Raw genomic sequence first — 26,771 nt, forward strand, 5'->3', positions numbered from 1 at the left:
GAGACGGCACTGAATGGCGGTGATGGGCGGCAAGGTAAGACAGTTGCTCCCACATTGGACTTGGGCAGAGCTCGGCCTTTGCGAGCGCCGCCGGACCTGTGGGAGCCAGGCTTGCCCGCGATGGCGGTGGCACATCCAACATCTGCGTGACAGACACTCCGCTATCGCGAGCAGGCTCGCTCCCACATTGGACTTGGGGTGAGCTGGCCTTTGCGGACACCGCCAGACCTGTGGGAGCCGGGCTTGCCCGCTCCCACAGAGGGATTTGTCAGCAGGATTTGCGCGGCACCGCGGAAAACTGTGGGAGCGAGCCTGCTCGCGATGACGTCAGCCCAGCCAACATCGACGCCAGCAGACAGGCTCCCAGGGTTCAGATGCGTCGCTGGCGCGTGAGCGCCGGAATCTTCGTCTCGGGCACTTCGATGCGTTGTACCTGCCCCACCGCCGCGGCCACCAACGCCAGCGTCGGCTGACCGAACAACACACGGACATCGGCCTCCATGCCTTCCTTGCGCATGCGTTCGATCAGCGCCACGGCCAACAACGAGTGTCCGCCCAGTTCAAAGAAATGGTCATGGCGACCAACGCGCTCGACCTTCAGCAACTCGGCCCACAGCGCGGCAAGCTTCATCTCGGTGTCACCCATGGGGGCTTCATAAAGACGCAGGGAAAATGCGCTGCTATCGGGTGCCGGCAAGGCCTTGCGGTCGAGCTTGCCGTTGGGGGTCAGGGGCAGTTCATCGAGGTGCACGTAGGCCACGGGGACCATGTAGGCCGGCAGTTGCCCTTGCAGATAGCTGCGCAGAACCTCGATATCCACCGCTTCCGATTGAGTGAAATAGGCCACCAGGCGTTTTTCGCCCGGAACGTCTTCACGGGCCAGTACCACCGCTTCCTTCACCGCGTCGTGTTGAGCGAGCTTGGCTTCGATCTCGCCCAGTTCGATGCGGAAACCACGGATCTTCACCTGGTCGTCGTTGCGGCCCAGGTATTCGATGTTGCCGTCCGGCAGGTAACGGCCGAGGTCGCCGGTCTTGTACATGCGGGCGTTTGGAACAGCACTGAATGGATCTTTCAGGAAGCGTTCGGCGGTGAGGTCATCTCGGTTCAGATAACCCCGAGCCACACCGGCACCTCCGATATAGATTTCCCCAGGAACACCCAATGGCACCGGCTGTTTGTGCTCATCCAGCAAGTAGAACTGGGTGTTGGCGACCGGTTTGCCAATATGCGCGGCAAACCCATCTTCGCGAGCCATCGATACCCAGCTGGAGTACGTCGTGGTTTCCGAAGGACCGTAGAGGTTGCACAGACGCTTGACTGAAGTCTGTTCGAAGAGCGTTTCCACCAGACTGCGCTTGAGCGCTTCGCCGGCCACGTTGACCGTGTCCACGCCCTCGCCCAGCCCACCGGACTCCAACAGCGCCTTGAGCGCCGACGGCACGGTGTTGATCAGGGTGATGTCGTGCTCGCCGTGTTGCAGTTCCAGCACATTAGTGACCACCTCGATGCTGCCGCCGCTAGTCAACGGCGCGAAGCACTCGTAGACCGCCAGGTCGAAGTTCAGCGAGGTCGAGAACAGGGTTTTCGACAGGGTTTGGGCATCGAACGAACGATGGGCCCAGGTGAGGAAGTTCACCGTGTTGCGGTGTTCGATCATCACGCCTTTCGGCAAACCGGTGGAACCGGAGGTGTAGATCACGTAAGCCAGATGCGCCGAGGTCAGCTCAGGCACCTGCGGATTCGAGACGGACTCGTCCTGCCAGCGCCCGCTACCGAGATCGATCACCGGCATCGTTGCATCGACCAACAACCCAAGGGTCGCCGTCTGGGCCAGCACCACGGCCGGCGCGCTGTCCTCCAGCATGTAGGCAATCCGATCCGCCGGATAGGCCGGATCCAGCGGCACATAACCGCCGCCCGCCTTGAGGATCGCCAGCAAGCCCACGACCATGTCGAGGCCACGCTCGACACAGATCGCCACCCGTGAATCCGGCCGCACGCCCTGCTTGCGCAGGTAATGCGCCAAGCGGTTGGCCTGCTCATTCAGTTCGCCGTAGCTCAGACGCTGATCGCCATGCAGCACTGCAAGCGCATCCGGCGTGCGCTGCGCCTGCTCTTCGAACAACCCATGGACGGTCTGCTCCAGCGGATACTCGGCCTCGGTGGCGTTGAACGCCACCAGCAGTTGCTCACGTTCCGCTGCCGGCAGAATCGGCAGATCGTGAAGTGGTGCCCCCGGTGTCTGCTCGAGCATTCGGATCAGGCCTTGCAGCGCCTGCTGCACATAACCGCAGATGCGTTGTGCGCCCATCTGTGCCGGCGTCATGACCGTGAAGCTGAATGCCTCGCCCTGGTCATCGACGTTCAAGGTCAGCGGATAGTTGGTGCGCTCCTCGCCACTGAGTATCTGGATACCCTCCCAGGCCGACAACGCTTCGGTCGACGTCGTCGCCCCGGTATGACGGTAGTTGAGCAAGGCACTGAACAGCGGCGTCGGTGCTTCCACGCCGCTGCAACGTTGCGCCAGGGCCAACGAGGCGTGCTCATGGCCGAGCAACGCGGTCAAGCGTGCATGGGTCGCCTTCACGCCCGCACCGACAGCGGTTTGCCCCAGGTTCACCCGCAGCGGCAAGGTATTGATGAACATCCCCAGCGCCCGGTCGGCACCCTCGCCGCCCTGCATCCGGCCGACCAGCACAGTACCGAACACCACGTCGTCCTTGCCCGACACCTTGCCCAGCACCTGCGCCCAGACCAAGTGATACAGGCTGGCCGCGCTCACGCCCAACTGACGGGCCTGGGCTCGCACCCGTCGACTCAGATCGGCATCGACGTCCTGGCGAACCTCTTCGATGCCACTGCCGTCGCCTTGCACATCCTGCAAGCCGAACGGCAGCGTCGGTTCGTCGAGGTCACCCAGCATGTCGCGGAAGAACGCTTCATGAGCCTCACGGCTTACGCCCAAGCGGGCCTGGGCCACGTAATTGCGATACGGCACCGATATTGGCAAACGCTGTGCCTGCCCGAGCATGTACGCCTCGATTTCCGCCGCCAGCGCCGCCAGGGAGGTGGCATCGTCCACCAGGTGATGGAACAGCAGGATGCCCACCCAGCGTTGATTCATCGGATCTTGCGCATAGGCAATTCGCATCATCGGCGCCTGGCGCACGTCCAGGCGGTAGTGCCGCGGGTCGAAACGCTGATGCAGTTGCATGGCGATATCGCCTGCCGTCGGGTCCAGCGGTACCGCTTCCACACCCAGCTCCGCGTTACGCCAGACCACCTGCACCGGCTCGGCCAGGCCTTCCCAGACCACACCGGTGCGCAGGATGTCGTGGCGGGCGACGACCGCTTGCAACGCTTGGGCAAAATCCTCCAGGCGGGTGAAATTGTCGAAACCGAACATCACATATTGCAGGTAGGGATCACCCTGGGCGGCGGCGAGATGGTGATACAGAATGCCTTCCTGCAACGGCGCCAGGGCATAGATGTCCTGCACATTGGCGACGCCGCCGGGCACCGTGGCAACGATCCGCTCGATGGCCTCCTGGTCCAGGTCGGCCAGGGGCAACATGGCGGGAGTGATCCGCGAACAACCGTGCGGGATCCGGTTGACCGGCACCACGACGTCCGTGCACGTACCAACCGCAGCGGCCAATGCAGCCAATGTCGGCTGGCCGAACAGCACGCGCACATCGGCGCTCAAACCGGCCTGGCGCATGCGTTCGATCATTTTCACCGCCAGCAGCGAATGACCGCCCAACTCGAAGAAGTTGTCATGGCGACCGATCCGCTCCAGGTCCAGCAAATCCTGCCAGATTCCGGCAATGGCGACTTCGACTTCACCTTGCGGCGCCTCGTACTCACGGGTAATGACCGACGCCAGGTCCGGTGCCGGTAGCGCCTTGCGATTCAATTTGCCATTCGGCGTCAGCGGCAATGCCTCAAGTTGCACATAGGCTGCCGGCACCATGTATTCCGGCAGTTGCCCTTGCAACTGAGTTCGCAGGCTTTCGATCTCGACGCGGTGCTCGTCACCGTGCACGGTGAAATACGCCACCAGGCGCTTGGCCCCCGGCACGTCTTCGCGAGCCAGCACCACGGCTTCCTTGATCGCCCCGTGCTGGGCAAGCTTGGCCTCGATCTCGCCGAGTTCGATACGGAAGCCACGGATCTTCACCTGGTCATCGTTACGCCCCAAGTAGTCGATGTTGCCGTCCGCCAGATAACGCCCCCGGTCGCCGGTGCGGTACATTCGGGCATTCGGGCGGTCACTGAACGGGTCGACGAGGAAACGCTCGGCCGTCAACTCCGCACGGTGCAGATAACCCCGCGCCACCTGGACGCCACCGATGTAGATCTCCCCGGCCACGCCCATGGGCACCGGCTGGCCATGGGCGTCGAGCAGGTAAATCCGGGTGTTGGCGATCGGCTTGCCGATCGGCGTGCTGTCCGGTGTCTCGGCGCCGGAGCAGTCCCACGCCGTCACGTCCACGGCCGCTTCGGTCGGGCCGTACAGGTTGTGCAACGCAGTTTGTGGCAATTGCGCCTTGAAGCGCCGTACCAGATGCCCCGGCAAGGCTTCGCCACTGCACATCACCTGGCGCAACCCCTCGCACTCGCCAGCTTCGCCATGGGCCAGAAACACGTCCAGCATCGACGGCACGAAGTGCAGCGTGGTGATGCCTTGGGTCTGGATCACTTCGCGCAGGTACGCCGGGTCGCGGTGCCCGCCCGGACGCGCCATCACCAGCCGGGCACCGGTGAACAGCGGCCAGAAGAACTCCCACACAGAGACGTCGAAGCTGAACGGGGTCTTCTGCAACACCGCGTCCGCGGCGCTCAGCGTGTAGGCATCCTGCATCCACAACAGGCGGTTGACCACCGCGCCATGCTCGTTCATCACGCCTTTGGGAAGACCGGTGGAGCCGGAGGTGTAAATCACATAAGCCAAGTGATCGGCCCGCAGGCCTTGCACCTGTGGATTTCCGCTTGGCTGCGTGGCGAAGTCTTGCTCTTCGAGCACCATCACCCTGGCGTTGGTCGCGGGCAGGCTCGCCTGCAAGGCGCGTTGGATCAGCACCACGGCTGGGGCGCTGTTTTCCAGCATGTAGGCCAAACGGTCGGCCGGATAATCCGGGTCGAGCGGCACGTAGGCAGCGCCCGCTTTCAGGATGCCCAGCAGCGCCGCGACCATGTCCGTGCTGCGGTCCATGCAGACAGCCACCCGGTCATCCGGGCGAATGCCCAGGGCAAGCAACCGGTGGGCGATCTGGTTGGCACGGTGGTTCAACTGCGCGTAACTCAGCTGCTCTGCGTCAGCCACCACTGCAATGCCGTCTGGTGACGCCAGTGCCTGCGCTTCGAACAGACCGTGCAAGGTCAACCCTTGCGGATAGTCGACGGCCGTAGCGTTGAACGCTTCCAGCAGATGTTGGCGCTCGACCGCCGGCAGGCTCTCCAGCTCGTACGGCGGCGTGTCGGATCCTTGCTCCAGTGCGGTTACAAGGCTTTCGAGGGTGGTTTGCATGTACTCACCGATGCGTTGCGCACCGATTCCGCGCGCCACCTGCACCACCAGGCTGAACCCTTCGCCCTCATCATCCACGGCCAGCGTCAACGGGTAGTTGGTACGTTCCTCACCACCGATGGACTCGATCCCCTGCCACGCCGACACCATCTGCGCGGTGACTTCGACCGAGCAATGGCGATAATTGAGCATGGCACTGAACAGCGGCGTCGGCGCTACCACGCCACTGCAACGCTGGGCCAAGGCCAGCGGAGCGTGCTCATGACCGAGCAGTGCGGTGAGCCGTTGATGCGTGGTTTTCACACCCTCCCGCACACCGCACCCAACCAGGCTCACCCGCAACGGCAGGGTATTGATGAACATGCCCAACGCATGATCGGCACCCTCTCCGCCTTGCATCCGACCCAGCAGTACCGTGCCGAAGACCACGTCGTCGCGTCCGCTGACACGGCCCAGCACCTGTGCCCAGGCCAAATGCATCAGGCTCGCCGCACTGACACCCAACTGCCGCGCCTGGCCACGAAGACGACGACACAGCCCCGCCTCCAGCGCCAGCTTTACCTCCTCCACGCCGTTACCGTCACCTTGCACATCCCGCAGGCCGAACGGCAGCGTCGGCTCATCGATATCGCCAAGCATGTCGCGGAAGAACCCTTCGTGCTCCTCCTGGCTGACGCCGAGGCGCGCCTGGGTCACGTAGTTGCGGTAAGGCACCGCAGCACCCAACTGGTCGGCCCTGCCGAGCAAGTGGGCCTGCATTTCCCGCTCCAGCACCTCCAGCGCGGTATGGTCCAGCACCGAGTGATGGAACAACAGCATCGCTACCCAGCGCTGATTGGCGACATCTTCTGCGAACACCAGGCGCAACAACGGCGCCTGGCGCATATCCAGCCGGTAATGACGGGCATCGAAACGCTCATACATTTGTGCAACAACTTCTGCGCCGTCAGCTTCCGGTTCGAATGCCTCGAAGCTGAGTTGCGCCCGACGCCACACGACCTGCACCGGTTCGTCGAGCCCTTCCCAAGCCATCGATGTCCTGAGGATGTCATGGCGATCGATCACCTGCTGCAACGCCTGGGCGAAGCTGTCCAGACGACTGCGGTCATCAAAACCGAACAGCGTCTGCAACACGTAGGGGTCACCTCTGTTTGCGGTCAGATGGTGATACAGGATGCCTTCCTGCAACGGCGCCAGGGGGTAGATGTCCTGGACGTTGCCCGCACCACCCGGCACGCTCGCCACGATCCGGTCGATGGCCTCCTGGCTCAGAATGGCCAGTGGCAACATGTCCGGCGTGATCCGCTCGCAACCTTCGACAATGGCATTGGCCGGTACCACCACATCGCGATGCCCACCCACCGCAGCGGCCAATGCCCGTAGCGTTGGCTGGCTGAACAGGTCGCGCACGTCTACCGACAGACCGGCCTGACGCATCCGCTCGATCAACCTCATCGCCAGCAGCGAATGACCGCCCAGTTCGAAGAAATGATCGTGACGGCCGACCCGTTCCACCTTCAACAGGTCCACCCACAAGCCGGCCAGGGTCTGTTCGATTTCCCCCTGCGGCGCCTCGTAGGCTTCGCTCGCGTAGGCCTCGGCATGCGGCGCGGGCAGCGCCTTGCGGTCCACCTTGCCGTTGAGTGTCAGAGGGAAAAGCGGCAGGAACACGAACGCGCCGGGCACCATGTACTCGGCCAGGGTTGCGGACAACTGCTCCCGCAGCCCGGCCACAGTCAACATGACTTCCGGCTGCGCAACGACATAGGCCACCAGGCGTTTCTCGCCCGATTCATCGGCCCGCACCATCACCACGGCATCCTGCACCCCTGCACAGGTGACCAGTCTGGCTTCGATTTCACCCAGTTCGATCCGGAAACCCCGGATCTTCACTTGATCGTCGTTACGCCCCAGGCACTCCAGGCTGCCTTCCGGCAACCAGCGGCCAAGGTCGCCCGTGCGGTACAACAACGCACCAGGCTCGTCGCTGAACGGATCGGCAATGAATTTCTCCGCAGTGAGGTCGGGGCGGTTCAGATACCCCTTCGCCACGCCTTTGCCGCCGATGTAGATTTCGCCGACGACACCCAACGGAACCAGTTGCTGACGCGCGTCCAGCACGTACACCTGGGTATTGGAGATCGGTCCGCCAATCGGCACGCTCTGCGCGTCTTCGGCCACCGCCTTCACTTCCAGCGTAGTGGCGTAGGTGGTGGTTTCAGTCGGGCCATAGCAATGCACCAGGCGCAACGCCGGCGCCAGGCTCAGCAGGCGCCGGAACGACGCCACATCGGCCCGTTCGCCACCGCACAGCAGAATACGCAGACCAGCCATGGCCTCAGGAATCAGTTGCACGTACTGATTGAAGATCGCCGTGGTCACGAACAACACCGTGGCCCCCGAGTCACTCAGCACCTGGGCGAAACGTGCCGGCTCAAGCAGCGTCTCATGGTCGATCACCACCACCTGCCCACCGTTGAGCAGCGCGCCCCACACGTCCATGGTACTGGCGTCGAACGCCGGATTGGAGGCAAAGGCGATCCGGTCATGCTCATTGAAGTCGGCATAACCGTTGTTGATCACCAACCGATTGATTGCCCGGTGTGGAACCAGTACGCCCTTGGGCTGCCCCGTGGAGCCCGAGGTGTACATGATGTAGGCAATCGACTCGCTGGACTGTTCAAGCCCTGGATTGTGGCTGGCCCCGTGCGGTTCCAGCGTGTCCAGGTCAACGCGGCGCACGTTCGGAGGTATCGACTCGCTGCTGGACGTCAATACAAAGAACGCCCGGCAATCCGCGAGCATGAATCCCTGCCGCTCCAGCGAAGCATTCCGGTCCAGCGGGACGTAGGTCGCCGCGCACTTGAGAATGGCCAACTGGCTGGTCAGCAGATCGATCGAACGCGGCAACAAGATCGCCACACAGTCGTTCGGTCGCACGCCAAGATTGATCAGGTGATGGGCCAGGCGGTTCGCTTGCGCGTTCAGCTCCCCATAAGTCACTTGCCGCTGTCCATGTTTCACCGCAATTGCCTGCGGCAAGTGGGCCGCCCGGGCCTCGAACAGCGCCAGCACGGTCTCGTCCTGAGGATAGATGCGCCGGGTGGCGTTGAAGTCCACCAGCAACTGGTCGCGTTCGACCTGCGGCAGGATTTCCAGACGGTTGAGCGGGATTTTCAGCGCTTGCTCCAGCGCCTGCACCAACCGCTCGAGCGCGGTGTGCATATACGCACAGATGCGGCTTGCGCCAACGCCTTGCGACACCAGGGTACTCAGGGAAAAGCCGTCGCCCAGGTCGTCCACCGACAGCGCCAGCGGATAGTTCGTGCGTTCTTCGCTGTCCAGGGCTTCCATGCCCTGCCAGGCGGCCGTGGCCTGCGCCGAGATGACCCCGGCGGCGCTGTGCCGATAGTTCAGCAAGGCACTGAACAGCGGGGCCGGAGCCGCGACGCGGCTGCAACGTTGCGCCAGGGCCAGCGAAGCATGCTCATGACCAAGCAATGCAGTCAGCCGCTCGTGGACCGCCTTGACCCCGGCCTCCGCGCCCTGTTCATCCAGCATCACCCGCAGCGGCAAGGTGTTGATGAACATCCCCAGGGCCCGGTCGGCGCCTTCGCCGCCCTGCATCCGCCCCATCAGTACGGTGCCGAACACCACCTCCTCGCGCCCGGACAAGCGCCCCAGCACCTGTGCCCAGGCCAGATGGTGAAGGCTGGCCGCACTCACGCCCATCCGGCGTGCCTGGGCCCGCAGACGGCGACTCAAATCGGCATTCACCGCGAGCCGCGCTTCCTCGATACCGCGACCGTCACCCTGCACCTGCTGCAAACCGAGGGGCAGCGTCGGCTCATCGACATCACCGAGCATGTCCCGGAAAAAGGCCTCGTGCTGTTCCTCGCTGATACCCAGCCGCGCCTGGGCCACGTAATTGCGGTACGGCATCGCTGCCGGCAATTGTTCCTGCTGCCCCAGCAGGTGCATCTGCATTTCCTGTTGCACCACGTCCAACGCGGTATGGTCCAGGGCGATGTGGTGGAACAACAGCATCGCCACCCAGCGCTCGTTGAGCGGGTCATGGGCAAATCGAAGACACATCAGCGGAGCCTGGCGGATATCGAGGCGATGATGACGGGAATCGAAGCGCGAATGCAGCTGGGCCACGACGTCGCCATCCGATGCTTGTGCATCGAACGGTTCGACGCTCAGGACGGCCTTGCGCCAGACCACCTGCATCGGCTGTTCCAACCCCTCCCACAGCACCGAAGTCCGCAGAATGTCGTGGCGATCGATCACGCCTTGCAGCGCTTGCGCGAAGGCATCCAGGCGCGGCTTGTCCTGGAAGGCGAACATCGCCTGCAGCACATAGGGGTCGCCCTGTTGCGCCGAGAGGTGGTGATAAAGAATACCGTCCTGCAGGGGCGCCAGCGGGTAGATGTCCTGGACATTCGCGGCACCGCCCGGCACCGTTGCGACGATCCAGTCGATAGCGTCCTGGGTCAATGTGGCCAGGGGCAACATGTCCGGGGTGATCCGTTCACAACCGGGAGCGATACCGTTGGCCGGCACCTGGACTTCATTGCCGCTGCCCACCGCCGCGGCCAGTGCCGCTAGGGTCGGTTGGCCGAACAACACCCGTACATCGGCGCTCAAGCCGACCTGGCGCATCTGCTCGATCAGGTTGACCGCCAGCAGGGAGTGACCGCCCAGTTCGAAAAAGTGATCGTGACGCCCCACCCGCTCGACATTGAGGATCTGCGTCCACAACTTCGCCAGGAGGGTTTCGGTTTCGCCCACGGGCGCCTCATAACCGCGCGTCAGGATCGACGCCTGGTCCGGCATCGGCAAGGCCTTGCGATCGAGCTTGCCGTTGGCAGTCAGTGGCAAGGCATCGAGCCGCACATAGGCAGCCGGTACCATGTAATCCGGCAAGCGGGTTTGCAGGTGGGTGCGCAGCGCTTCGATATCCACGTTGTCGCAAGGCGGTTGCAATGTGAAGTAGGCGACCAGGCGCTTTTCCCCCGGCACGTCTTCACGAACCAGTACCGCCGCGTCTTTTACGCTCTCGTGTTGTGCCAGTCGGGCTTCGATCTCGCCCGGCTCGATGCGGAACCCGCGGATTTTCACCTGACCGTCGTTCCGGCCCAGGTATTCGATGTTGCCGTCTGGTAAATAGCGCCCCAGGTCACCGGTGCGGTACATCAAGGCCTGTGGGTTGAACGGATCAGGGATGAACTTCTCGGCGGTCAGCTCCGGCCGGTTCAAATAGCCGTTCGCAACGCCCAGGCCGGCGATATACAACTCGCCGGGTACACCGTGGGGCACGGGCCGATGCTGGGCGTCCAGCAGGTAGACCCGAGTGTTGCCGATCGGACGACCAATCGGAATGCTGCCCGCGTCGACCGACTTGATCTCGTAGGTGGTCGAGAAGGTGGTGGCTTCCGTTGGTCCGTAGCCGTTGAGCAGATGCTCCGGTGCGCCGTGTTCCAGGACGCGGCCAATCACGGTCGGATCCAGCACATCGCCGCCGACGATCAGGTAGCGCAGTTGCCTGAACACTGCCATCAGGCTGGCGGCGTACTGGTGAAACAGCCCCGCCGTCATCCACAACACATTGACCGACTGTTCAAGCAGGAACGTTGGCAGCCGTTCCTGGGACAGCAATACGTCCTGCTCCACCACAATCACACAACCGCCATTGAGCAACGGTGCCCAGACTTCCAGGGTGCTGGCGTCGAAAGCCGGGTTCGAAGCGAACGCCACGCGATCCTGCTCGTTGAAGTCGGCATAGCCGTTGTTGATGACCAGCCGGGAAATGGCCCGGTGCGGCACCAGCACGCCTTTCGGTGTGCCAGTGGAGCCGGAGGTGTACATGATATAGGCCGGTGCTTCACTCGACTGCGGCGGCGCCCCGTCCCAGGTCGGCAGTCCCTCCAGGTCGAGGCTATCGAGATCCACCCGCCGCACGCCATCGGCCAGGCTCTCGGTACCGTGGGTCAACACCAGCACGGCCCGACTGTCCTGCAGCATGAACTGCTGGCGCTCCGCGGGTGCATTGACGTCCAGCGGCAGGTAGACCGCCGCGCACTTGAGGATCGCCAGTTGACTGATCAACAGGTCCAGCGAGCGCGGCAGCACGATGGCCACCGTATCCTGGGGCCGCACGCCAAGGTCAACCAAATGCCGGGCCAAGCCGTCGGCTTTGGCGTTCAGTTCCCGATAGGTCAGGGTCTGTCCTGCCTGTACCGCCGCCAGCGCATCCGGACGGGCCTGCGCCTGCGCCTGGAACAAGGCATGAACCGTTTGCGCCTGCGGATAAGCGCGATCGGTGTGGTTGAATGACTGCAAGACTCGCTCGCGCTCCTCCTGCGGCAGCACCGACAGGTCGTTGAGCAGTGACTCCGGAGCGCATTCCAGTGCGGTGATCAAGTACTCGAGCGCCGCCTGCATGTAATTGCAGATGCGTTGTGCACCGATCTGCCCGCTCGCCTGCACCTCCAAGGCAAAGTCATCGGAGAAATCATCCACCGAGAGGATCAGCGGATAGTTGGTCCGTTCCTGCGCGCTCAGGGCTTCAATACCCTCCCAGGCCTGGAGCACTTCCGGCCCGGGAACCTGGTCCGCACCCGCGCTGTGGCGGTAGTTCAACAGTGCGCTGAACAGCGGCGCCGGTGCCGCCACGCCGCTGCACCGTTGTGCCAGGGCCAGGGAGGCATATTCATGACTGAGCAAGGCACTCAGCCAGCCATGGGTGCTTTTCACCCCGTCGCGCACGCTCTGCGCGCCCACGCCCACCCGCAACGGCAAGGTATTGATGAACATGCCCAGCGCCCGGCTCAGGCTTTCACCGGCCTGCATGCGCCCCAGCATCACGGTACCGAACACCACATCTTCACGCCCCGAGACGCAGCCCAGCACCTGGGCCCAGGCCAGATGGAAGATGCTTGCCGCGCTGACCCCGAGCTGACGCGACTGCATCCGCACCCGGCGACTGAGCTCCTGGCTCAGCGGTTGATGGTGCTCTTCGATGTCGCTGCCGTCGCCCAGCACATCCTGCTGGCCGAACGGCAAGGTCGGCTCATCCAGATCACCCAGCATCTTGCTGAAGAACGCCTCATCGGCCTGGCGCTGACCCGCCTGGCGGGTTCGCGCCACATAGTTACGGTAAGGGATAGCCGGCTGCAACTGCCCGGCCTGCCCCATCAACCAGGCTTGCATTTCGTTCTGCACGACCGCCAATGCGGCATGGTCCAGAGCCATGTGATGAAACAACAGCATGGCGACCCAGCGCTGGTTGGCGGGGTCCTCGGCACACACCAGCAACAGCAGCGGTGCCTGGCTGAGATCCAGGCGATAGTGACGAGGGTCGAAACGGGCTTGCAGTTGCGTAAGGACGTCGCCCTCGGCCAGCTCGGCGCTGATGTCCTTGACGCCCAGTCGAGCCTGGCGCCAGACCACCTGGAGCGGTGCCTCCAGATTCTCGCGGACGATGGCCGTGCGCAGGATGTCATGGCGATCGATCACGTGTTGCAGGGCATCGACAAAGTCCGACAGACGCTCGCGATTGCTGATGCTGAAATGCGCCTGCAGGACATAGGGATCGCCCTGGGTCGCGGTCAAGTGGTGATAGAGAATCCCTTCCTGCAAGGGTGCCAGCGGATAGATATCCTGCACATTGGCCGCCCCGCCCGGCACCGTGGCGACGACGCGATCGAGGGTCGGTTGATCCAGTGTGACCAGCGGCAGCATTTCTGGCGTGATCCGAGCGCAATCGACAGCAATGCCATTGGCAGGAACGTCGACCTCAGCGGTCTTGCCGTCGTCATACTCGCCGCTGTTGATCAACTCGATCAGTTTGGCTTTGTGCTCTCGCAACAAGGCCAGTACCGCCGGCTCCTTCAATGACTGTTTCCGGCCCCGTACAACGAGCTGGTCGCCGTTGACCGAAAGCTGTACGTCTTTTTCTTTTAATGTCGCCAACAGTTCGATCACACTCACAGGACAATCTCCATTTTTTCTGTCATGGCCGCGTATTCCGAGAGCGTGGGTTGCTCGAACAGCGTCCGTACATCCGCTTCCATGCCCTCCTGGCGCATCCGCTCCATCAGGCTGACGGCCAGCAAAGAGTGCCCGCCCAGCTCAAAGAAGTGATCGTGACGGCCAACGCGTTCCACGTTGAGGACCTCGGCCCACAGGCGGGCCAGATTGATTTCGGTTTCGCCGATCGGGGCTTCGTAACCACGGGTGATGACCGACGTCAGATCCGGTGCCGGCAACGCCTTGCGGTCGAGCTTGCCGTTAGGGCTCAACGGCAATGCGTCGAGGCGCACGTAGGCCATCGGCACCATATGGGCCGGCAGGTGTGCCAGCAGGTAGACACGCAGTGCCTCGATGTCCGTCGTTTCGTCCGGCGAACAGGCGGTGAACCAGGCCACCAGGCGCTTGTCGCCCGGCACCTCTTCACGGACCAGGACCACGGCCTCCTTCACCACCTCGTGCTGGGCGAGCCTGGCTTCGATCTCCCCCAGTTCAATGCGGAAACCGCGGATCTTCACCTGATCGTCGTTACGCCCCAGGTATTGCAGGGTGCCGTCGGGCAGCCAGCGGCCAATGTCGCCGGTCTTGTACAGGCGGGCATCGGCCCGCTCGCTGAACGGGTCGGCGATGAAGCGTTCGGCGCTGAGCTGCGGCAGATTGAGGTAACCGCGTGCCACGCCGACGCCACCGATGTGGATCTCACCGGGAACGCCCACCGGCACCAACTGGCCGTAACTGTCCAGCACATGCAATTGCATGTTGCGGATCGGCCGGCCGATCGGAATCGAGCGGTTGCGGTAGGTGTCCAGATCGGGATCGACGGTGTGCCAGGCAACCACGTCACTGCACTCGGTGGGCCCGTAGCTGTTGATGATCGCTGGCCGTGGCAGCGGCAGTTTTTCCAGCATGGCGACCTGGATCGGCTCGCCGCCCAGTACCACCCGTTTCAGGCAGGCCAGTGCTTCGTGCCGGTCGGCATCCACCAGGGCGTGGAAGGCGCTGGGGGACATGTTGAGGTGGGTGATCCCGGCCTCGGCGACCTGGGCGACGATGGCGCTCGGGTTGAACGGTTCTTCGGCCAGGTGCAACGAGGCGCCGACCATCAACGGGGCGAGGATGTTCTTCTGGGTCAGGTCGAAGTTATAGGACGAGGCCAGCAGCACCGCATCGCCGGCATGGAAGGCCAGGTCGTCGAGGTACCAGTCCAGCAGGTTGTTCAAGCCGCGATGTTCGACCATCACACCTTTTGGCAGCCCGGTGGAGCCAGAGGTGTAGATCACGTAGGCCAGGTGGCCCGGCGTCAGATCCGTTGCCTGCGGGTTGTGGTCCGGTTCGTCCTGCCAGACACCGGCATCCAGGTCGATCAGTGGCACCGCCCCGTGGGACAGCAGGCCCCTGGTCCGGGCTTGCGTGAGTGCGGCAATCGGTGCGCTGTTTTCCAGCATGTAGGCCAGGCGATCCGCCGGGTAAGCCGGATCCAGCGGTACATAGCCACCGCCGGCCTTGAGCACCGCCAGCAGGCCGACCACCATGTCCGCGCTACGCTCGACACAGATCGCCACCCGCGAATCCGGCTGTACGCCCTGTTTACGCAGGTAATGCGCCAACCGATTAGCCCGGGCATTCAGCTCGCGATAACTCAGGCGTTGTTCGCCATGCACCACCGCCACGGCCTCAGGCGTGCGATGCGCCTGGGCTTCGAACAGCTCGTGAATGAACGATTGCTGCAGGTCATCGGCTTCGTTGGCATTGAATTCCAGCAGCAACTTGCGGCGTTCGTCGTGGGGCAGGATGGACAACCGATGCAACGGCGCTTCAGGTGTCTGCTCCAGCATCACGATCAGACTTTCCAGCGTCTGTTGCACGTAGCCGCACAGGCGCTGCGCACCAATGCGTGCCGGCGTCATGACCGTGAAACTGAATGCCTCGCCTTGGTCGTCGACGTTCAAGGTCAACGGGTAATTGGTCCGCTCTTCACCACCGAGCACCTGGATACCGCTCCAGGCCGACAGCGCCTCGGTCGAGGTCAGCGCGCCGGTATGGCGGTAGTTGAGCAAGGCACTGAACAACGGCGTCGGTGCTTCCACGCCGCTGCAACGTTGCGCCAGGGCCAACGAGGCGTGCTCATGGCCGAGCAACGCGGTCAAGCGTGCATGGGTCGCCTTCACGCCCGCACCGACAGCGGTTTGCCCCAGGTTCACCCGCAGCGGCAAGGTATTGATGAACATCCCCAGCGCCCGGTCGGCACCCTCGCCGCCCTGCATCCGGCCCACCAGCACAGTACCGAACACCACGTCGTCCTTGCCCGACACCTTGCCCAGCACCTGCGCCCAGACCAAGTGATACAGGCTGGCCGCGCTCACGCCCAACTGACGGGCCTGGGCTCGCACCCGTCGACTCAGATCGGCATCGACGTCCTGGCGAAGCTCTTCGATGCCACTGCCGTCGCCTTGCACATCCTGCAAGCCGAACGGCAGCGTCGGTTCGTCGAGGTCACCCAGCATGTCGCGGAAGAACGCTTCATGAGCCTCAGAGCTCACACCCAGGCGGGCCTGGGCCACGTAGTTGCGATACGGCACAGAGGCCGACAGGTGCTGCCCCTCGTCGAGCATGTGCGCCTCGATTTCCGCAGACAGCACCGCCAGCGACGTCGCGTCGTCCACCAAATGATGGAACAGTAGGATCGCCACCCAGCGCTGGTTCGCCGGGTCTTGCGCATAAGCGATGCGCATCAGCGGCGCCTGGCGGATGTCCAGGCGATAGTGCCGCGGATCGAAACGCTGGTGCAGTTGCATGGCGATATCGCCTGCCGCCGGATCCAGCGACACCGATTCGACCTGCAACCGAGCATCGCGCCAGACTACCTGCACCGGCTCGGGCAGGCCTTCCCAGATCACACCGGTGCGCAGGATGTCGTGGCGGGCAACGACCGCTTGCAACGCCTCGGCAAAACTTTCCAGGCGCGTGAAGCTGTCGAAACCGAACATCACATATTGCAGGTAGGGATCGCCCTGGGCGGCGGCGAGATGGTGATACAGAATGCCTTCCTGCAACGGCGCCAGGGCATAGATGTCCTGCACATTGGCGACGCCGCCGGGCACCGTGGCAACGATCCGCTCGATGGCGTCCTGGTCCAGGTCGGCCAGGGGCAGCATGTCCGGGGTGATTCGCGTGCAGCCAGCGGGAATGAGGTTGGCCGGCACCACGACTTCGTGGACACCGCCCACGGCCGCAGCCAACGCAGCCAGGGTCGGCTGACCGAACAACACCCGGACGTCGGCGCTCAGGTCGACCTGGCGCATGCGCTCGATCAACTTCACCGCCAGCAGCGAATGACCGCCCAATTCGAAGAAGTTGTCATGGCGTCCGATCCGCTCCAGGTCCAGCAGGTCTTGCCATAGCGCGGCGATGGTCGTCTCGACCGTCCCCTTCGGAGCTTCGTATTCACGGGTTGCCACCGCCGACCGATCCGGTGCCGGCAAGGCCTTACGGTCCAGCTTGCCGTTGGTGGTCAACGGGAAGGCTTCGAGCATCACGAAGGCACTCGGCACCATGTAGTCCGCCAGCGAACCCAACAACTCGGCACGCAGGTCGGCAGCGGATGGCTGCACGTCTTCCTTGGCGATGACATAAGCCACCAGGCGCTTGTCGCCCGGCTCGTCTTCGCGGGCGATGACCACCGCTTCGCTGACACCCGCACAGGCCGCCAGTGTTGCTTCGATCTCACCCAATTCGATACGGAAGCCACGGATCTTCACCTGGTCATCGTTACGGCCCAGGTATTCGATGCTACCGTCCGCCAGCCAGCGACCCAGGTCGCCGGTCTTGTACATGCGGGCGTTCGGTTCATCGCTGAACGGGTTCTTCAGGAAACGCTCGGCGGTCAGTTCGTCGCGGTTCAGGTAACCGCGGCTCACACCCGCACCACCGACGTACATTTCACCCACCACGCCCACCGGCACCGGCTCGCGCCGGGCGTCGAGCACGTACAGTTGCAGGTCGGGAATACGCCCGCCAATCGGGCTGACGCCGACCAACTGGGCATCCGCCGCACACAGTGCACGGTAGGTCACGTGCACCGTAGTTTCGGTGATGCCGTACATGTTCACCAGTTGCGTGCCGGCATTGATTGCCCGGGCGTACCACGGCTTGAGAATGCCGGTTTCCAATGCTTCGCCGCCGAAGATCACCTGGCGCAGGCTGTGGCTCAAGTCGCTATCGCCCTGGGCCGCGATCAACTGGCGGAACGCGCTTGGCGTCTGGTTCAGCACCGTGACGCCCGCCTCGCACAACAGCGCGTAGCAGTCCTGTGGCGAACGGCTGACCAGTTGCGGCACCACCAACAAACGGCCGCCATGGGTCAGCGCGCCCCAGATTTCCCAGACCGAGAAGTCGAAGGCGAAAGAATGGAACAGTGCCCAGACGTCCTGCGGGCCGAAGTCGAACCACGGCTGGGTGGCCGAGAACAGCCGGGCCACGTTGCGATGCTCGACCATTACCCCTTTCGGTAAACCAGTGGAACCGGAGGTGTAGATCACATAGGCCAAGTGCCGGGACGTCAGCGTCTCGAGACCAGGGTTGTGCTGCGGTTGTTGCGCGATACCCGCTGTTTCAGGCTGATCGATCAGCAATACGGAGGCAGACAGCCCGGGCAGATGAGCTAACAGATGCGACTGGGTGAGCAATGCCACCGGCGCGCTGTCGTCGAGCATGAACGCCAGGCGCTCCTGAGGATAAGCCGGATCCAGCGGCACATAACCGGCACCCGCCTTGAGGATGCCCAACAGGCCGATGATCATGTCCAGGCCACGTTCGACGCAGATCGCCACCCGGTCATCCGGACGAACGCCCAGGGCCAGCAGGCGATGGGCAAGCTGGTTGGCCCGGGCATTGAGTTCGCCGTAGGTCAGCGTGCGGTCCTCGAACACCACAGCCACGGCGTCGGATTGCGCCGCCGCCCAGGCCTCGAATTGCCCATGGATCAATGCATCATCGGCATACACCGCATCCGAAGCATTCCAGGTCTCCAGCAACTGCCGGCGCTCGGCCGCAGGCAACACCGTCAGGCTGTGCATCGGCGTTTGCGGGGCGTGCTCCAAGGCATCCACCAGGCTTTGCAGGGCAACCTGCATATAGCCACTGATGCGTTGGGCACTGAGCTGCGCATCCACCTGGACCGTCAGGCTGAAATCGTCACCCAGGTCATCGACATTCAATGTCAGCGGATAGTTGGTCCGTTCCTCGCTGGACAGCCTCTGCATGCCGCTCCATGCCGACAGCACTTCGTCAGTCACCTGAGTCGCGCTGTGCCGATAGTTCAGAAGCGCGCTGAACAACGGGGTTGGCGCGGCCACGCCGCTGCAACGCTGAGCCAGGGCCAGCGACGCATGCTCGTGGCCCAACAGGCCGGTCAAGCGCCCGTGGGTCATGCGGACCGCGTCACGCACACTCTGCTCATCCACCGGCACACAGACCGGCAAGGTATTGATGAACATGCCCAGCGCCCGGTCGGCTCCTGCGCCGCCCTGCATCCGGCCCAGCAATACCGTGCCGAACACCACGTCTTTCTGTCCGGTCGCCATGCTCAAGACCTGGGCCCAGGCCAGATGGACCAGGCTCGCGGCGCTCACACCGAGCAGTCGGGCCTGGGTCCGCAGACGAAGGCTCAGCGCTTGACCGAGCGCTTCGCTCACCTCCCCGATGCCGCGTCCGTCGCCTTGCACCTGTGCCAACCCGAAGGGCAGCGTTGGCTCATCGACGTCAGCCAGCATCTCGCGGAAGAACGCCTCGTGTTCCGCCTCGCTCATGCCCAGTCGGGCCTGGGCCACGTAGTTGCGATACGGCACGGCTTCAGTCAGCTGCCCGGCCTCGCCGATCAAGTGCGCCTGCATCTCGTGTTGCACCACTTCCAGCGCAGTGTGGTCCAGCGCCATGTGGTGGAACAGCAGGGTCGCCACCCAACGCGCCTGGGCTTCATCCTGGGCATAGACCAGCTGCAGCATCGGTGCTCGACGCAGGTCCAGGCGATAATGGCGAGCATCGAAGCGGCTCGCAAGTTGCGTGGCGACGTCGCCGGCCGTGGCATCGGCTTCGAAGCATTGCGGCTCCAGCAGGACCTTGCGCCAGACCATCTGCAGCGGTTCGTCCAGACCTTCCCAGGCCACGCTGGTGCGCAGGATGTCGTGACGGTCGATCACCCCCTGCAACGCGTCGACGAACGCGTCGAGACGCTCACGGTTGTCAAAGGCGAACTGCGATTGCAGCACATAGGGGTCGCCCTGTTCGGCGGCCAGGTGATGATAGAGGATGCCTTCCTGTAGCGGCGCCAGCGGGTAGATGTCCTGCACATTGGACGCGCCACCCGGAACGGTGGCGACGATCCGGTCGATCGTTTCCTGGTCGAGGCTCACCAACGGCAGCATGGCCGGGGTGATGCGCCCACAGCCGGACTCGATGAGATTCGCCGGCACCTCGACTTCCTTGCCGCTGCCGACGGCGGCCGCCAGCGCCGCCAGGGTCGGCTGACTGAACAGCACCCTCACATCGGCGCTCAAACCGACCTGGCGCATGCGCTCGATCAGGGTCACCGCCAGCAGCGAATGGCCACCGAGTTCAAAGAAGTGGTCGTGACGCCCCACCTGCTCGACCTTGAGCACCTCGGCCCAGAGCCGGGCCAGGGTGGTTTCGATCTCGCCCAGTGGGGCTTCGTATTCGCGACTGGCATAGGCATCGGCATCCGGGGCCGGCAGCGCGCGGCGGTCCAACTTGCCGTTGGCAGTCAATGGGAAGGATGGCAGCACCACAAAGGCGCTGGGGACCATGTACTCGGCCAGCGTGCTTGCCAACTGGCTGCGCAGGTCGTGTACCGACAGGCTGACGTCCGCCTCCGGAATCACATAACCCACCAGGCGTTTCGGCCCGGCTTCATCCTGCCGCGCCAGCACCACGGCGTCTTTCACGCCGACGCACTGGCCCAGCCGCGCCTCGATCTCGCCCAGTTCGATACGGAAACCACGGATCTTCACCTGGTCGTCGTTACGCCCCAGGTAATCCACGGTGCCGTCCGTGCGCCAGCGCGCCAGGTCGCCGGTGCGGTAGAGCAAGGCCGCCGGATCGGCGCAGAACGGGTCGGCGACAAACTTCTCGACGGTCAGCTCGGGGCGGTTCAGATAGCCGAGAGCGACACCGTCACCGCCGATGTACAACTCGCCGGTCACGCCCATCGGCACGGGCTGCTGGTTCGCATCCAGCACGTAGACGCGGGTGTTGCCGATAGGACAACCAATCGGGATACCACCCTCGCCCACGGTTTGGATTTCATACGTGGTCGTGAACGTCGTGGCTTCGGTCGGACCATAGCCGTTGAGCAGATGCTGCGGCGCGCCGTCTTTCAAGACGCGACCGATCACCGCCGGATCGAGCACATCTCCGCCCACGATCAGATAACGCAGCTGTTTGAACACCGGCATCAAACCCGCGGCGTACTGGTGGAACAACCCAGCGGTCATCCACAGCACACTGACCGACTGCTCGGTCAACAGCGCCGCAAAGCGCTCCTGGTCCAACAATACATCCTGCTCGACCACCACCACGCAACCGCCGTTGAGCAACGGCGCCCAGACATCCAGGGTGCTGGCGTCGAACGCCGGGTTGGAGGCAAACGCCACCCGATCCCCGGCGTTGAAATCCGCGTAGCCGTTGTTGATCACCAAGCGGTTGATCGCCCGATGCGGCACCAGCACGCCCTTCGGTATTCCGGTGGAACCGGAGGTGTACATGATGTACGCGACTGATTCGGCGCTCAGGGTCAGATCGAGGTTATCGGCGGATTCATCCAGCTCGACGTTATCCAGGTCCACCCGTTGCACACCTTCAGGCACAACCATCGTGCTCAGGGTCAGCACCAACCGTGCGCCACTGTCCTGGACCATGAACTGCTGGCGTTCGACCGGTGCGTTGACATCCAGCGGCACGTAGACGGCAGCACATTTGAGCACGGCCAATTGACTGACCAGCAGGTCAACCGAACGCGCCAGCCCGATGGCCACGCTGTCGCCCAGTTGGGTGCCCAGACCAGTCAGGTGGCGAGCCAGGCGGTTGGCCCTGGCGTTGAGTTCGCGGTAAGTCAGGCCATGCCCGGCATGGACCACGGCAACGGCGTCGGGATGCGCCTGCACCTGGGCTTCGAACAGGCCATGGACGGTGCTGTCCCGTGGATAGCTGCGAGTGGTCGCGTTGAAGTCTGCCACCACCTGCTGGCGCTCGTCCGCCGGCAGGATCGACAGACTGTCCAATCGCGTCTGCGGTGCCTGCTCCAGGGCCTCCACCAAATGTTCCAGCGCGACGTTCATATAGACACAGACCCGCTGTGCGCCGATCTGCGGTACGGCCAGCGCCGTCAGGCCGAAGCCTTCGCCCAGGTCGTCCACCGAGAGGCTCAGCGGATAGTTGGTGCGCTCTTCGATGTCGAGGGTCTCGATGCCTTCCCAACCGGCCAGGGTCTCGCTCGAATGCTCGTCAACCGCGCTATGCCGATAATTGAGCAACGCACCGAACAACGGCATCGGCGCGGCTACGCCGCTGCAACGCTGGGCCAGCGCCAGGGAGGCATGCTCGTGCCCCAGCAGGCCGGTCAACCGGGCGTGAGTGGCCTTCACGCCGTCACGCACGCCCTGGTCGCCCACATCCACCCGCAACGGCAAGGTGTTGATGAACATGCCCAGCGCCCGATCAGCCCCATCGCCACCCTGCATCCGCCCCATCAACACGGTGCCGAACACCACATCCGGTTTGCCGGACACCTGGCCCAGCACCTGCCCCCAGGCCAGGTGAACCAGGCTGGCCGCACTCACGCCGAGCTGGCGCGCCTGGGCTCGCAGACGCAGGCTCAACGACAGGTCGACAGGCAGCCTGGCTTCCTCGATATCCCGTCCATCCCCCTGCACATCCTGAAGACCGAACGGCAGCGTCGGCTCGTCTACATCACCGAGCATCTCGCGGAAGAACGCTTCGTGCTCCGCTTGGCTCACGCCCAGGCGAGCCTGGGCCACATAGTTGCGATACGGCACAGCCGCGGCCAGCGGCTCGGCCTCGCCCAACAGATGCGCCTGCATCTCGTGCCGCACCACCTCCATGGCGGTGTGGTCCAGCGCCATATGGTGGAACAGCAGCATCGCGACCCAACGCTGGTTGGCCGCGTCCTGGGCAAACACCAGGCGCATCATGGGCGCCCGGGTGATATCGAGACGGTAATGCCGTGGATCGAAACGCTCCTGCAACAGGGTAGCGACATCGCCCGCCCCGGCTGCCAGCGCCACCTCATCCACCGCCAGCGGCGCGTTGCGCCAGACCACTTGCACTGGCGAATCGAACCCTTGCCACACCACGCTGGTACGGAGGATGTCGTGCCGGTCGATGACATGCTGCAACGCATCTGCAAAGGCCGACAGCCGATCCCGACTGCATACTTCAAACAGGATTTTCAACACATAGGGATCGCCCTGCTCGGCGGCCAGGTGATGGTAATGGATACCTTCCTGCAGCGGCGCCAACGGGTAGATGTCCTGCACATTGCGAGCGCCGCCCGGCACCGTTGCCACGACCCGGTCAATCGCCTCCTGATCAAGCTGGATCAGCGTGAGCATGGCTGGCGTAATCCGTTCACAGCCGCAGGCGATCAGGTTCGCAGGCACCTTGACCTCCTTGCCGCTGCCGACGGCCGCGGCCAGCGCCGCCAGGGTCGGCTGGCTGAACAGCACCCGCACGTCAGCGCTCAAACCGGCCTGGCGCATGCGCTCGATCAACGTCACCGCCAACAGCGAGTGACCGCCCAGCTCGAAGAAATGATCATGACGACCGATGCGCTCGACGTTGAGCAGGTCTTGCCATAGCTGTGCCAACGTGGCTTCGACTTCGCCTTGCGGGGTCTCATAGGCCCGTGTGGCGAGTGAGTCAAGATCCGGCGCCGGCAGTGCGCGACGATCCAATTTGCCGTTGGCGGTCAGCGGCCATGCGTCGAGGCGCATGTAGGCCACCGGCACCATGTACTCCGGCAGTAGCCCTTGCAGATGGGCGCGCAACGCCTCGATGTCCACGTCCTGCGCTTGAGTGAAGTAAGCCACCAAGCGTTTCTCACCCGGCACGTCTTCGCGGACCAGGACCACGCAGTCCCTCACAGCATCATGTTGTGCGAGTCGGGCTTCGATCTCGCCCAGTTCGATGCGGAAGCCACGGATCTTCACCTGGTCGTCGTTGCGACCCAGGTAATCCACGGCGCCGTCGGCACGCCAGCGCGCCAGGTCGCCGGTGCGGTAGAGCAAGGCCGCCGGATCGGCGCTGAACGGATCGGCAACGAATTTCTCGGCGGTCAGTTCCGGACGGTTCAGGTAGCCTTTCGCTACGCCATCGCCACCGATGTACAACTCGCCGGTCACGCCCATCGGCACGGGCTGCTGGTTCGCATCCAGCACGTAGACGCGGGTGTTGCCGATAGGACAACCAATCGGGATACCACCCTCGCCCACGTTCTTGATTTCATAAGTGGTGGTAAACGTCGTGGCTTCGGTCGGGCCATAGCCGTTGAGCAGATGTTGCGGTGCGCCATCTTTGAGCACGCGCGCGATTACCGCCGGATCCAATACATCGCCACCCACGATCAGGTAACGCAGTTGCTTGAACACCGGCAGCAGGCCGTCGGCGTACTGGTGGAACAGCCCGGCGGTCATCCACAACACGCTGACCGATTGCTCGGTCAACAGCGCCGCGAACCGCTCCCGGGACAGCAACACATCCTGCTCGACCACCACCACGCAGCCGCCGTTGAGCAACGGCGCCCAGACGTCGAGGGTACTGGCATCGAAGGCCGGGTTCGAGGCGAACGCCACCCGGTCCTGCTGGTTGAAATCGGCGTAGCCGTTGTTGATCACCAAGCGGTTGATCGCCCGATGCGGCACCAGCACGCCCTTCGGCATCCCGGTGGAACCGGAGGTGTACATGATGTACGCAACCGACTCGGCATCCTGGGTCAGGTCCAGGTTATCGGCAGACTCGTCCAGCTCGACGGTATCCAGGTCCACCCGTTGCACACCTTCAGGCACAACCAGCGTGCTCAGGGTCAACACCAGCTGTGCGCCACTGTCCTGGACCATGAATTGCTGACGCTCGACCGGTGCGTTGATATCCAGCGGCACGTAGACGGCAGCACATTTGAGCACGGCCAATTGACTGACCAGCAGGTCGCTCGAACGTGCCAAGCCAATAGCCACGCTGTCGCCCAATTGAGTACCCAGACCGATCAGATGACGGGCCAGGCGGTTGGCCCTGGCATTGAGGTCGCGGTAAGTCAGGCGTTGCTCGTCATGGACCACGGCAACGGCATCGGGATGCGCCTGCACCTGTGCTTCGAACAAGTCATTGACGGTCCGGTGCTGCGGATAACGACGGCAAGTGGCGTTGAACCCCATCAACACTTGCCGGCGCTCGACTTGCGGCAGCACCTCCAGACTGTGCAGGCATGTCGTGGGGTTGAACTCCAGGGCCTTGGCCAGGCTGTGCAGGGCGGTTTCCATGTAGGCACAGATCCGCTGCGCGCCCACGCCGTGGCTGGCCAGGACGGTCAAGGCGAAGTCTTCACCCAGGTCATCCACCGACAGGGTCAGCGGATAATTGGTGCGTGCTTCACCGCCCAGGGTTTCGATGTCCTGCCAGGCCGCCAGGGTGTCCTGTCCGTTGGCTTGTTCGCTGGAGTTACGGTAGTTGAGCAAGGCACTGAACAGCGGCGTCGACGCGGCCACCGCGCTGCAACGCTGGGCCAGTGCCAATGGGGCATGCTCATGCCCCAACAGGGCGGTCAGTCGACCGTGCACTTCCTTGACGCCGGCCTTGACGTCCCGCTCATCGACACCGACGCGAAGCGGCAGGGTATTGATGAACATGCCCAACGCACGATCGGCCCCTTCGCCGCCCTGCATCCGGCCCATCAGGACCGTGCCGAATACCACATCGCTCCTGCCCGAGACCCGGCCCAGCACCTGCGCCCAGGCCAAGTGGTGCAGGCTCGCCGCGCCCACGCCCGACTGGCGGGCCAGACGCCGCAGACGACGGCTCAGGTCGCTGTCGAGCAGCTGTGTCGCCGTCTCGATATCGTCACCGTCGCCCTGTACATCGTGCAGGCCAAACGGCAGCGTCGGCTCATCCACATCGCCGAGCATGTCGCTGAAGAAGCCTTCATGTTCTTCACGACTCACCCCCAGGCGGGCCTGAGCCACATAGTTGCGGTACGGCGCGGGGGTGTCCAACTGGTCAGCCTGACCCTGCAGATACGCAAGCATTTCGCGCTGCACCACTTTCATCGCTGCATGATCGAGGGCGATGTGATGGAACAGCAGCATCGCGATCCAGCGCTGGTTGGGCTGGTCTTCCGCGAACGCCAGGCGCATCAGCGGGGCCTGGGTCAGGTCAAGGGCATAGTGCCGGGCATTGAAACGACTGTGCAATTGTTCGCTGACGGCACCGGCCTGTGGATCCGCAACGAACGCCTCCAGCCCCAGACGCGCCTCGCGCCAGACCACTTGCTGAGGTTCATCGAGGCCCTCCCAGACGATGGCGGTACGCAGGATGTCGTGGCGATCGATCACCACTTGCAGGGCCTGGACAAACTCATCCAGGCGCGCGCGGTTGTCGAAGGCGAACTGCGACTGCAATACATAGGGGTCGCCCTGTTCGGCAGCCAGATGGTGATAGAGGATGCCTTCCTGCAACGGCGCCAGCGGGTAGATATCCTGTACGTTGCCCATGCCACCCGGCACTTTCGACGCGATATGGTCGATGGCCTCCTGATCCAGGTGGGTCAGTGTTAGCATGTCGGGGGTGATCCGCGTGCAACCCGGCGGGATACCGTTGTCCGGCACCACGATTTCGCTGCCACTGCCCACCGCTGCCGCCAGCGCCATCAACGTCGGCTGGCCGAACAGCACGCGCACGTCGGCGCTCAAGCCGGCCTGGCGCATCCGCTCGATCAGGCTGACGGCCAGCAGGGAATGGCCACCGAGTTCGAAGAAGTGGTCATGACGGCCGACGCGCTCGACCTTGAGCACCTCGGACCAGAGTTGTGCCAGGGCAATCTCTGTTTCGCCTTGCGGGGCTTCGTAACCACGGGTGATCAGTGCATCGTGTTCCGGGGCCGGCAAGGCCTTGCGGTCGAGCT

At 63.7% G+C, this 26,771-nt stretch carries 2 protein-coding genes; both read right to left on the reverse strand.

Annotated elements, in window-relative coordinates:
• Window positions 1–370: 370 nt before the first annotated feature.
• Window positions 371–13,528, reverse strand: a complete 13,158-nt coding sequence (locus ACODTO_RS27315; RefSeq protein ID WP_489107338.1) for an amino acid adenylation domain-containing protein — start codon at window positions 13,526–13,528, stop codon at window positions 371–373.
• The coding region (locus ACODTO_RS27320) for a non-ribosomal peptide synthetase (RefSeq protein ID WP_489107339.1) at window positions 13,525–26,771 on the reverse strand (13,247 nt) is incomplete at its 5' end. The genes ACODTO_RS27320 and ACODTO_RS27315, both read right to left, overlap by 4 nt.

This window comes from Pseudomonas sp. FG13 (assembly GCF_057809755.1).